General features: G+C 70.1%; 11 protein-coding genes and 1 pseudogene. 6 read left to right on the forward strand and 6 right to left on the reverse strand.

All coding sequences use genetic code 11. From position 1 onward, the window contains the following. A pseudogene (locus tag G3N62_RS36165) lies at positions 1-181 on the reverse strand (cysteine hydrolase); the annotation flags it as partial. Between G3N62_RS36165 and ltaE the strand changes: the two are divergent. Then, positions 152-1,081, forward strand: coding sequence for a low-specificity L-threonine aldolase (gene ltaE / locus G3N62_RS31480; protein ID WP_346778211.1), 930 nt, complete (start codon positions 152-154; stop codon positions 1,079-1,081). The pseudogene G3N62_RS36165 and the gene ltaE sit on opposite strands and share 30 nt — an antisense overlap. A 40-nt stretch (positions 1,082-1,121) precedes the next feature. Here ltaE and G3N62_RS31485 read toward each other — a convergent pair whose 3' ends face one another. Further along, complete coding sequence (locus G3N62_RS31485; RefSeq protein WP_049028996.1) at positions 1,122-2,030, reverse strand: HTH-type transcriptional regulator ArgP; 909 nt, start codon at positions 2,028-2,030, stop codon at positions 1,122-1,124. Between the two features lie 302 nt (positions 2,031-2,332). On the opposite strand from G3N62_RS31485, the gene G3N62_RS31490 reads away from it, so the two are divergent. Then, positions 2,333-3,403: an MBL fold metallo-hydrolase gene (locus tag G3N62_RS31490; protein ID WP_034187700.1), complete on the forward strand. Its 1,071-nt coding sequence runs from the start codon at positions 2,333-2,335 to the stop codon at positions 3,401-3,403. 121 nt (positions 3,404-3,524) lie between these two features. Next, a complete protein-coding gene (locus G3N62_RS31495) occupies positions 3,525-4,184 on the forward strand; it encodes a glutathione S-transferase family protein (RefSeq protein ID WP_034187855.1) in 660 nt (219 codons plus the stop codon). A gap of 103 nt (positions 4,185-4,287) precedes the next feature. Here the strand turns inward: G3N62_RS31495 and G3N62_RS31500 are convergent, their stop codons facing one another. After that, positions 4,288-4,980, reverse strand: a complete 693-nt coding sequence (locus G3N62_RS31500; RefSeq protein ID WP_034187701.1) for a phosphatase PAP2 family protein — start codon at positions 4,978-4,980, stop codon at positions 4,288-4,290. A gap of 429 nt (positions 4,981-5,409) precedes the next feature. Further along, positions 5,410-6,642: an MFS transporter gene (locus G3N62_RS31505; RefSeq protein ID WP_059559070.1), complete on the reverse strand. Its 1,233-nt coding sequence runs from the start codon at positions 6,640-6,642 to the stop codon at positions 5,410-5,412. Positions 6,643-6,744: 102 nt separating this feature from the next. Here G3N62_RS31505 and G3N62_RS31510 point away from each other — a divergent pair, with 102 nt between their 5' ends. Then, positions 6,745-7,728, forward strand: coding sequence for a LysR family transcriptional regulator (locus G3N62_RS31510; protein WP_124670387.1), 984 nt, complete (start codon positions 6,745-6,747; stop codon positions 7,726-7,728). A gap of 30 nt (positions 7,729-7,758) precedes the next feature. Here the strand turns inward: G3N62_RS31510 and G3N62_RS31515 are convergent, their stop codons facing one another. Beyond that, positions 7,759-8,397, reverse strand: a complete 639-nt coding sequence (locus tag G3N62_RS31515; RefSeq protein WP_034187704.1) for a 2-hydroxychromene-2-carboxylate isomerase — start codon at positions 8,395-8,397, stop codon at positions 7,759-7,761. 142 nt (positions 8,398-8,539) lie between these two features. Then, entirely contained in the window at positions 8,540-9,358 is an 819-nt protein-coding gene (locus tag G3N62_RS31520; RefSeq protein WP_124670386.1) for an IclR family transcriptional regulator, read from the reverse strand. A gap of 172 nt (positions 9,359-9,530) precedes the next feature. Between G3N62_RS31520 and G3N62_RS31525 the strand changes: the two genes are divergently transcribed. Both G3N62_RS31525 and G3N62_RS31530 read left to right on the forward strand, forming a co-directional pair. Further along, complete coding sequence (locus G3N62_RS31525) at positions 9,531-10,517, forward strand: hydroxymethylglutaryl-CoA lyase (RefSeq protein WP_034187706.1); 987 nt, start codon at positions 9,531-9,533, stop codon at positions 10,515-10,517. After that, positions 10,514-11,741: CaiB/BaiF CoA-transferase family protein (locus tag G3N62_RS31530; protein WP_206141414.1), on the forward strand; the 1,228-nt coding region annotated here is incomplete at its 3' end. The genes G3N62_RS31525 and G3N62_RS31530, both read left to right, overlap by 4 nt.

Consider the following 11,741-nt stretch of genomic DNA (forward strand, 5'->3'; position numbering starts at 1 on the left):
GCCGGTTCAGTTCGGGCACGAGTTCGGTCCAGTCGGCGGGCAGCGCGTCCCGCCGCGCCGGCTGCTGCGTGCGTCCCGGCGCACCGCCGGCGACGTTGACGAGCACGACCGGCAGGCCGCGGCTGCGTAATGCGTCGAGCAGCGTGCGCGCGTGTGCGATCACCGGGGCGACCGGGTGCGCCTGCAGGCGGTGACGGCCGAGCGCGCGGGCAAGGAAGCCGGCCTGTTCTTCCCGAGCGGCACGCAGAGCAACCTGGCCGCGCTGATGTCGCATTGCGAGCGGGGCGACGAGTACATCGTCGGCCAGCTCGCGCACACCTACAAGTACGAAGGCGGCGGCGCGGCCGTGCTCGGCAGCATCCAGCCGCAGCCGATCGAGAATGCGCCGGACGGCACGCTGCCGCTCGCGAAGATCGCCGCGGCGATCAAGCCGCTCGACAATCACTTTGCCCGCACGCGCCTGCTCGCGCTCGAGAACACGATCGGCGGCCAGGTGTTGCCGGACGGTTATGTGCAGGAAGCCGTCGCGTTCGCGCGCAGCCGCGGGCTGTCCGCGCACCTCGACGGCGCGCGCGTGTGCAACGCGGCCGTCGCGTCGGGGCGCCCGATCGCCGAGCTGTGCGCGCCGTTCGACACCGTGTCGATCTGCTTCTCGAAAGGGCTCGGCGCGCCGGTCGGCTCGGTGCTGGTCGGCAGCCGTGCGCTGATCGAACGTGCGCAGCGCTGGCGCAAGGTGCTGGGCGGCGGGATGCGGCAGTCGGGCATTCTCGCGGCGGCGTGCCTGTATGCGCTCGACCACAACGTCGAGCGGCTCGCGGACGATCACGCGAATGCCGCGCATCTCGCGGCAGGCCTCGCGCGCATCGACGCGGTGAAGGTGCTGTCGCATGCGACGAACATGGTGTTCGCGCAATTTCCCGAAGCCGATTGCGCGCCGCTCGAGGCGTGGCTCAAGGCGCGCGGGATTCTCACGCAGATGTTGTATGCGTCGCGCTTCGTCACGCACTGCGACGTGTCGCGCGCGGATATCGATACCTTCCTCGGCGCGGTCGGCGAATACTTCGCGCAGCGGCGCGCGTAACGGCCGCGAGCCGGCTGCGTCGCCAGCGCGCCGCCTCAGGTCATGTCGGCAGCGGCGCGAGCAATCGGCGCGCCGCTTCGACGACGCGCGCCGACAGCGACGCCATCGTCGGCGACTGCACGGTCCACGCGTGCCAGTACAGCGTGACATCGGTCGGATGCGCGGGCGCGAGATCGACGAGCCCTTGCGCATCGAGCGGCGTCGCGCCGATCAGCGGCTCCGGCACCATCGCGTAGCCGAGCCCGTGCCGCACCGCCGCGAAGTGCGAGTGGGTGCCGGGCACGTAGTGGCACGGGTACGCGCCGTCCGGCAGCCCGAACTTTTCCTTCAGGAACGACGACTGCAGCGTGTCGCGCCGTGAATACGCGACGACGGGCGCCTTGCGCGCGCTCGTGCGGTTCAGCCCGCGCGGGAACCAGCGCACCGCGAACGCGGCGGCCGCGAGCAGCCGGTAGCGCATCGTGCCGAGCGGCGTCGCGATGCAGCCGCGCATCGGCTTCGGTTCGGTCGTCACGCAGCCGACCGCCATCCCGCTTTCGAGCAGCGCGAACGTATGGTCCTGATCCTCGACGATCAGCTCGAACAGGATGCGCTCGCCCGCGAGCACGGATGTCAGCGCGGGCAGGAACCACGTGCCGAGGCTGTCGGAATTCAGCGCGATCGTCACCGAGATCGGCGATTCGCGCTCGGTCGCGAGCGTGCTTTGCAGGTCGGCCTGCAGCAGCGCGACGCGGCGCAGATGCTGCAGCACGCGCTGGCCGGCCACCGTCGGTCGGCACGGCCGCGTGCGCAGCACGAGCGGCGTGCCGAGGCTGGCTTCCAGCGCGCGGACCCGCTGCGTGACGGCGGACGCGGTCACGTGCAGGCGCACGGCCGCCTGCTCGAAGCTGCCGGTGTCGGCGACGGCCAGCAGCGCGGCGGCCTGCTTCGGATCGATCGTCATCGACATGTCGGTGGCATTCCTGTGAACTGTGACGAAAACAGGCCGTAGTGTAAGGCAGTGCGCGCAACCATCCGGGCGTGGCGAATCGTCCCGGCGTGTGCGATTCGTCTTCGGAATCGGTCGCCGCGCACCGTACCCCGGCGGCGCATGCATTTTGATCTACGCTGTAGGGAGGGCGAAACGCAACGCGCGCGATGCCGCTCGCGCGACGGCGATGTCATCATGCCGACGCCGGTGCCGGACGACGATGTGCGGCACGCAGGCCCGCCCCCACCTCACCGAAGCACCGGCGACGGAGAACCCGAGCGATGATCTTCCGGCAACTTTTCGATCCGCAATCGTCGACTTACACGTATCTGCTCGCCGACCGCGCGTCGCGCGAAGCGCTGCTGATCGACCCGGTGTTCGAGCAGGTGCGCCGCGACGCGGCGCTGCTCGACGAACTCGGGCTGCGGCTCGTCGCGACCGTCGACACGCACGTGCATGCCGATCACGTGACCGGCGCGTGGCTGCTGAAACAGCGCACGGGCAGTGCGATCGCGATCTCGGCCGCGAGCGGCGCGCAGGGCGCCGACCGCTACCTGAACGACGGCGACCGCTGTGCGTTCGGCGCGCGTTACCTGACCGTGCGCGCGACGCCCGGCCACACGAGCGGCTGCATCAGCCTCGTGCTCGACGACGAATCGATGGCGTTCACCGGCGATTGCCTGCTGATCCGCGGCACCGGCCGCACCGACTTCCAGCAGGGCGACCCGCGCGCGCTGTATCGCGCGGTGCACGGTCGGCTCTTCACGCTGCCGGCCGCCTGCCTGCTCTATCCGGCGCACGACTATCGCGGGCTCACCGTGACGAGCGTCGGCGAGGAGCGGCGTTTCAATCCGCGCCTCGGCGGCGACCTCAGCGAGGACGATTTCGCGGGCTACATGCGCAACCTTGGGCTCGCGCACCCGCGCCAGATCGACGTCGCGGTGCCGGCGAACCTCCAATGCGGGGTCGCCGCGAACGCGCCCGATGCCCAGGCGGCGCCCGATTGGGCGCCCCTCGTCTATACGTTCGCCGGGTTCTGGGAAATCGATCCGCAGTGGCTCGAGGATCATCTGTCGGCCGTGCAGGTCGTCGACGTGCGCGAGCCGGACGAATTCACGGGCCCGCTCGGGCACCTGCCCGGCGCGACGCCGATTCCGCTCGGCGAGCTGGCCGCACGCGCCGGCGAGATCGCGCGCGACCGGCCGGTCGTGACCGTGTGCCGGGCCGGCGGGCGCTCCGCGCAGGCCACCGTGATCCTGCTGAAGGCCGGCTTCGACGCGGTCGCGAATCTCGGTGGCGGGATGCTGCGCTGGCGCGCCGAGGGGCGCGTCGTGATGGACGGCCGGTCGTAGCGATCCGAAGGCGAAAAAAATGCCGGACCGATGTCGAAACGGCCCGGCGCCGTTCGTCGTCCAGGTATCCGACCACGTGGCGCCGCACGACGCGGCGCCCACCACCCAGAGAGGCCGCGCGATGATGCCGACGCTTTACGCCCATCCCTTTTCGTCCTACTGCCAGAAGGTGCTGACCGCGCTGTACGAGAACGGCACGCCGTTCGAGTATCGCCTGCTCGCGCACGACGATCCGAAGCCGATGCAGGAACTGACCGCGCTGTGGCCGCTGAAGCGCTTTCCGGTGCTGGTCGAGGCGGGCCGCACGGTGATCGAGGCGTCGATCATCATCGAGTATCTCGGCCTGAACCATCCGGGCCCCGTGCGCCTCTTGCCCGACGATCCGCACGCCGCGCTCGAGGTGCGGATGATGGATCGCTTCTTCGACAACTACGTGTCGACGCCGCAGCAGAAGGTCGTGCACGACGCGTTGCGCCGGGAAGGCGAACGCGATGCACGCGGCGTCGCCGATGCGCGCGCGATGCTCGATACGTCGTATGCGTGGCTGGACCAGAAGATGGCCGATCGCGAGTGGGCGGCCGGCGATCATTTCAGCCTCGCCGATTGCGGCGCGGCGCCGTTCCTGTTCTACGCGGACTGGACGCACCGGATCGATCCGCGGTTCGCGAACGTGATCGCGTACCGCAAGCGTCTGCTCGCGCGGCCGTCGTTTGCGCGGGCGGTCGACGAGGCGCGGCCGTTTCGCGCGTTCTTCCCGCTCGGCGCGCCCGATCGCGACTGACGTGCGCGGCCGGCGCGCGGCGCGCCGCTGCCGCGCAGGGCCGGCAGCGCATGCCGGGGCGACGGAACGACAGCAGCAGGGGCAGCATCGCGGCACCGGCCCGTCACATCGTCTGCGTGACCGACTGCGCGAGCGTCAGCAGTTCGTCGAACTGCGTGATCAATTCGAAGCACAGCAGGAACGCGAGCGTATAGGCCGGCGCGGGGAAGCGCCGGATCGTCTCCAGCACCTGCGGCGCGAAGCGCGACCGGATCGCGTCGCGCGTCAGCAGCCACGCGATCGCGATGCCGATCGCGGCGCCCGCGATCAGGTCGGTCGGGTAGTGGAAGCCGAGATACGCGCGCGGCAGGCAGATGAAGACGACCGAATACAGCAGCGCGACGATGCCGATGCGGCGCGCGATGATGAAGATACCGGTCGCGATCGCCATCCACAGCATCGCGTGATCGCTCGGAAACGAACTCCATGCCTGCAGCGTCGCCGCGCGCAGTCCGGCCGACGGGAAGTGCAGGTGGAGATCGGGGTTGTAGATCGGCCGCACGCGGAACGGCAGCACCTGGGCGAGCACCCGGCCGATCGCGAGCGCGACGAGCCCGCTCGCGATCGTCGCGACGACCAGCTCGCGTTGCCGGTCGCGGTTCGGGCCTGGCTGGAACCACAGCCAGCACAGCACGGGAATGAGCACGAAGCCCTTGAACGTGTACAGGCCGGCAATCACGCGAATCGCGTGATTCATCAGCGGGCCGAACGTCACGTGGGTGAGGAAGATCTGGATCGAGGTGTCGAAATCGTTCATGTTCCGGGCGACCCGGGCGGACGCGCAGCGCATGACAGGCGGCCGGCAGGATCGGAAAGCGCGCTCGCACCGGAGCGCAACGGGGGCCAGTATGTCAGCCGTTATTTCGAAGAAAATGCGAAAAAATACCGGGAATCCCCTGATAAAACGGGGTTGTGCGATGGGGTCGGATGGCAACGCGCCGCGCGGTGCGGCAGGGGCGAATCGTCCGACGTTTGCGTGCAAGCGTGCACCGCTGTTGCAAAAATTAATCGGTTGAACTGGCTAATTCGTCAGGCGGATGCGGATCTTGCACCGAATGAACGAATGCGCGCGTCGGTGCGTCCGAATCTGCCGGGCCGCGCAGCATCATGCATGCGCCGATCGAAAATAAAAGAAAAGGCGGGCAAGCCCGTGGGCCTGCCCGCCTCGTCCTCGCGACGGCGGATGTCAGTTGCGCCAGATCCGCACCGCGAGCGCGGCCAGCGACGTCGCGACGGCCAGCGCGGTCACGGCATTCCAGCCCAGTTGCGCGAGCAACAAACTGCCGATCGCGGCGCCGGCCGCCATCCCGATGAACATCCCGACGAACAGCACCGCGTTGAGGCGGCTGCGCGACGCGGGATCGATCCGGTAGACGATGGCCTGGTGCGCGATCAGCGTCGCCTGCACGCCGAGATCGAAGCCGATCGTCGCGAGCGCGAGCAGGACGAGCTGCGCATGCGGCGACATCAGCGGCGCGGCGGCCATCGATGCGAACGACAGCGTCGCGATGCCGATACCGATGCGCGTGACGCGCTCGGGGCCGTGGTGGTCGGCCAAGCGTCCGGCGATCGGCGCGGCCAGCGCGCCGGCGGCGCCCGCGAGGCCGAATGCGCCGGCAGCCGCGCTGCCGAGATGGAACGGCGCGCCGTGCAGCATCACCGCGAGCGTCGACCAGAATGCGCTGAAGCCGATGGCAAGCAGTCCCTGCGCGAGCGCGGCGCGACGCAGAGCCGGATGATCGCGCCATAGCGCGCCGAGCGAGGCGATCAGCGCGCGGTACGGCAGCCGCGTGGTCGGCTCGAAGCGCGGCAGCCCGCGCGCGGCCACCCAGCCGATCACCGCGACGCTGACGGCCGCGAGCGCGAACATCGCGCGCCAGCCGGCCGTTTCGGCGATGAAGCCGGCCACGACGCGCGACAGCAGGATGCCGAGCAGCAGCCCCGTCATCACCGTGCCGACGATGCGGCCGCGATGCGTGTCGTGCGCGAGCGTCGCGGCGGCCGGCACGACGTCCTGCGCCATCGTCGCGGCGAGGCCGATCGCGAAACTCGCCGCGAGCAGCAGCCCGAGCGACGGCGCGATCGCGGCGAGCAGCAGCGCGACGACCAGCGCGGCAGCCTTGGTCACGATCACGCGGCGCCGGTCGAAGCGGTCGCCGAGCGGCGCGAGCAGCAGGATGCCGAGCGCATAGCCGAGTTGCGTGAGCGTCGGCACGAAGCCGATCGCGCGCGCCGATGCGCCGAGATCGGGCCCGAGCGCGCCGAGCATCGGCTGCGCGTAGTAGAGCGGGGCGACGGCGAGGCCGGCGGCGGCCGCGAGCAGCAGCACGAGTCGGCGATCGGGCATCGAATGGGCGGCCGGATGGGCCGGGGCGTGCGCCACACGGGGCGCGGCGTCGAGACGGGTCGGGGTGGACATGGTGTGCATCCTTGGTTGGATAATCGGGATGGACGCGAGTGTGGCGGTACGCGGCCGGCCACGGTAGTGCCGCCTCGCGCAGATTTGTTATACGCTGCACGAATGACCGAAAAATCTTCTGCTTCTCCCGCCGCTGGCGGGTCTCAGCGCGTTCAGGCCGTGCCGGTGGACGGCGCCGGCTATCGTTTCGAGCTGATGGAAACGTTCGTGCGCATAGTCGAGGCCGGCAGCCTGTCGGCGGCCGCTGCGCAACTGCATACGACGCAGCCGACCATCAGCCGGCGGCTGCAGGCGCTCGAACGGTCGCTCGGCATGCGGCTGCTGCAACGGACGACGCATACGATGCGGCTGACCGTCGACGGCGAGCGTTGCCTCAAGCGGGCGAAGGAACTGCTGGCGAACTGGGCGGCGTTCGAGGCCGATTTGCGCGGCGCGCAGGAGGAGCCCGACGGGCTGCTGCGCGTCGCGGTGCCGCACGCGTTCGGGCAGGAACGTTTCGTCGCGCCGCTCGCGCAGTTCCTGCGCGACTACCCGCGCGTGTCGGTCGAGTGGCTGCTGCAGGACGAGGTGCGCGATTTCGTCGGCAGCGGCATCGATTGCGCGATCCAGGTCGGCGAGCCGACCGATCCCGGCGTGGTCGCGATCCGGCTGACGAAGGTGCCGCGCTTCGTGGTCGCCGCGCCGTCGGTGCTGAACGGCGCCGATGTACCGGGCGACCCCGACGCGCTGGCCGGGCTGCCGTGGCTCGCGTTGCGCACCTACTACCGCAACGAACTCGCGCTGACGCACGCGGTCACCGGCGACACGCGACGCATCGCGATCCGGCCGCGCATCACGACCGCGAACCTGTATGCGCTGCGTAGCGCGGCGCTGCTGGGCGTCGGAGCGTGTGTCGGCTCGTCATGGATGCTGGCCGGCCATCTCGCGCGCGGCGAGCTCGTGCATCTCGCGCCCGAGTGGCAGGCCGCGCCGCTGCCCGTCTATCTGACCTATCCGCACGCGCAGTTCTATCCGTCGCGGCTCGTGCGGTTCGTCGCGATGATGCGCGAGGCCGTGCCGACGCTCGTCGAAGGGCGCGAGGCATGATCGCGCAGGCGCGCGACGGCGGCCGTGCCGTCAGCCGCGCCGGATGCCTTCCGGCAGCGCGCTGATGCGGCGCACCTCGGGCGAGTCGAGCCACGCGCGCGACGTCGCGCAGTCGACGAACATGTCGGTCGCGTCCTCGCCCCAGAACAGGTCGCCGTCGAGCGCGAAGGTCGGCACGCCGAATACGCCGTCGGCGATCGCCCGATCGGTGTTCGCGCGCAGCGCGTCCTTGACCGGCTGTGCCTCGACGGCCGTCACGCCTTCCGGGAAGCCGACGGCTTCGCATAGCGCCGCGAAGCCGTCGGGCGTCGATACGTCGTGGCCGTCGCGCCAGATGTGCCGGAAGATGCGCCGGATCGCGTCGCGCGAACTGCCCATCGCGATCGCGAGGCGCAGCGGCCTGATCGGGTTGAACGGGTGCGCGGGCGGCATCCGGAACGCGATGCCGAGCTTGTCCGCGCGATATTGCGCGTGACGATAGGTGAAGACGCGTTTGGCCGCGATCTCGGCCGGCGCTTTCTGGCCCCAGTGCGTGAGCAGCGCGCCGAGCACGATCGGGCGCGGCTCGAACGCGGCGGCCGGCGGCAACCGGTCGAACTGTTCCTGCTGCAGATAGGCGAACGGCGAAACGAAATCGAAATACCAGGCGGCGGGGCGTGCGGCGCTCATCGCGATTGTCTCCTCGTGCGGGTCCGGTTGGCGGTTATACGCCCGGTGTGCATGCGAGTGGCACACCGGGCGTGCATCGTCGGCCAGTGTCGCATGCGGCGGCCCGTCGTGCCGTCGCATCGCCGCTGTCGTGCGCAATCGCCTACGACCGTGCAGCGTCGTCGGCCGACGACGCGAGCCGGGCGAGGCTGTCGCGCACGGCGGCCGCGTCGTAGCGCGTGCCCGCGCCGCCGAGCGCGACGGTCGCCTTCTGCGCGAGCGGCAGCAGCATGGCGAGCGCCGCGGCCATCGCCGGCGCGGCGGCGAGCCGCGATTTCGGGCCCGACACCGTCAGCGCGCCGACGCATTCGCCGGCCGCGCCGAACACGGGCACGGATGCCGATGCCGTCTCGGGGTCGCGCTCGCCGTACGACGCGGCCCACAGCTGTTCGCGCACGTTGTCCCAGCGGGCGTCGTGGGTGTCGGTGAAGGCCAGCAGCACCTTCCCGGACGCGCCCTGGCGAACCGGAAATTCCTCGCCGACGCGAATCGACACGCGCACGGCGCGGGCCGGTTCGACGCGATAGAGCACCGAACGCATGTCGCCCTGGCGCACGTAGAACGAAGCCGTTTCGCCGAGTTCGCGGCTCAGCGCCTCGAGCAGCGGCTCGATCACCGGGCCGACGCGGAACGAACGCTGGTACAGCGCGGCGAGCCGCAGCGGCTCGTGCCCGATCGCGTACTGGCCGTCGTCGAGCTTGCGCATGAAGCCGCCGTGTTCGAGCGCCGCGAGCAGGCGCAGGATCGTGCTCTTGTACAGCCCGGTGCGGCGCGACAGCTCGGCGAGCGACAGCCGGTCGTCGGTCTGGCCGAACGCACGGAGGATCGCGAACGCGCGATCGAGCACGGCGACGCCGCTGGATGCTTCTTCGGCCGCCGGATCGGACATGTCGCCGGTGTGACCTGCTTGATGCGTGGGCACTGACTGCTTCCTTCGAATGATGGTCGGCCCACTATATCGTTCTGCCTGACAGAACTCAAGTTCCATAAAATCGCGATTTCACGGGTATACCCCGCTTACCGCTCGTTCGCTGCCCGCCTAAAGTTCTGTCAAACAGAATGATGTTCTTTCAGATAGAACGATGAGGTGTCGAATGAGCGTTTCCGAATATCCGAAGGTGCTGGTCAGCGAGGTCGGTCCGCGCGACGGGCTGCAGAGCATCAAGGCCGTGATGCCGACGGCCGGCAAGCTGCGCTGGATCACCGCGCTGGCCGCGGCCGGCCTGCGCGAGATCGAGGTGGGGTCGTTCGTGCCGGCCCGGCTGTTGCCGCAGATGGCCGACGTGCGCGAAGTCGTCGCGCATGCGCGGGCGATTCCGGGGCTGCACGTCGCCGCGCTCGCGCCGAACCTGCGCGGTGCCGAAGGGGCATTCGACGCGGGCGTGCACAAGCTGACGCTGCCGGTCTCGGTCACGGAAGCGCATTCGCTGGCGAACATTCGCAAGACGCCCGCGCAGATGATCGACGAAGTGCGCGCGATCGTCGCGCTGCGCGATGCGCGGTATCCGTCGGTGCAGATCGAGGCCGGCGTGTCGGTCGCGTTCGGCTGCACGATCGCGGGCGCCGTCAGCGACGACGAGACGATCGCGATGGCCGCCGCGATGGCCGAATGCGGTGTCGACGAAATCGGCCTGTCCGATACCAGCGGTTATGCGAATCCGGCCCAGGTGCGCCGGCTGTTCACGCGGCTGCGCCGTGAAGTCGGCGACAAGGCGGGCGGCGCGCATTTCCACAACACGCGCGGGCAGGGGCTGGCGAACGTCGTCGCGGCGCTCGACGCGGGCGTGACGACGATCGACGCGAGCCAGGGCGGCCTCGGCGGGTGCCCGTATGCGCCAGGCGCGACCGGCAACATCGTGACCGAGGATCTCGTGTTCCTGCTCGAAGCGATGGGATACGACACGGGGGTCGACGTCGACGCGCTGCTCGCCGCGCGCGCGATCCTGCATGCGGCGTTGCCCGCCGAGGCGCTGTACGGCCACGTGCCCGATGCGGGCTTGCCGAAGGGTTTCCGCTATGCGGACGGGCGTGTCCCGTCGGCCGCGCAACCGGAAGGATGCCTGGCGGGAGTCGCGCAATGAACGAACGCCAACCGGCCTCGGCGCTGCCGTACGCAGGCGTGCGCGTGATCGAGATGACGCACATGGTGATGGGCCCGACCTGCGGGATGCTGCTCGCGGATCTCGGCGCGGAAGTGATCAAGATCGAGCCGATCGCGGGCGACGGCACGCGGGCGCTGCGCGGTTCCGGCGCGGGCTTCTTCGGGATGTTCAACCGCAACAAGAAAAGTCTCGCGGTCGACGTGAAGGATCCGCGCGGGCTGGAGATCGTGCTGCGGCTCGTCGCCACGGCGGACGTGTTCAGCGAGAACTTCAAGAGCGGCACGCTGGACCGCCTCGGCCTCGGCTATCCGTCGCTGCACGCGCTGAATCCGCGCCTCGTGTACGTGTCGCACAAGGGCTTCCTGCCGGGCCCGTACGAGCATCGCACCGCGCTCGACGAGGTCGTGCAGATGATGGGCGGTCTCGCCTACATGACGGGCCCCGAAGGGCGGCCGCTGCGCGCGGGTGCGAGCGTGAACGACATCATGGGCGGCATGTTCGGCGCGATCGGCGCGATGGCCGCGCTCGCGCAGCGCGAGCGCACGGGCCGCGGCCAGCAGGTGCAGAGCGCGCTGTTCGAGAACAACGTGTTTCTGGTCGCGCAGCACATGATGCAGTTCGCGGTGACGGGGCAGGCCGCGTCGCCGATGCCGAGCCGCATTTCCGCGTGGGCCGTCTATGACGTGTTCTCCGTCAAGGACAACGAACAGATTTTTCTCGCGGTCGTGTCGGACACGCAATGGGCGCTGTTCTGCGATGCATTCGGCCTGGCCGCGCTGAAGGACGATCCGCGCCTCGCGACCAACAACCTGCGCGTCCAGGCGCGCGAATGGCTGCTGCCCGCGTTGCGTGCGCGGCTGGCGTCGTACTCGGCCGCCGAGATCGGCGCGATCTTCGAGTCGACCGGCCTGCCGTACGCGCCGATCACGAAGCCGCAGGACCTGTTCGACGATCCGCATCTGCGCGCCACGGGCGGCCTCGAAGCCGTGACGCTGCCGGCCGACGCGAGCAGCGCCGGGCGGCCGGTGGACACGCGCACCGCGCTGCTGCCGCTCACGCTCGCGGGCGAGCGCCTGCGGCTGCGCTCGGCGCCGCCCGCGATCGGCCAGGACACGCATGCGCTGCTCGGCGAGCTCGGCTACACGCCCGACGACGCGCGTGCGCTGATCGACGCCGGCGTCGTCGCGGGCCGGGGCGGCGCGG

This window comes from Burkholderia sp. Tr-20355 (assembly GCF_017104685.1).
GTDB classification, from domain to species: domain Bacteria; phylum Pseudomonadota; class Gammaproteobacteria; order Burkholderiales; family Burkholderiaceae; genus Burkholderia; species Burkholderia seminalis.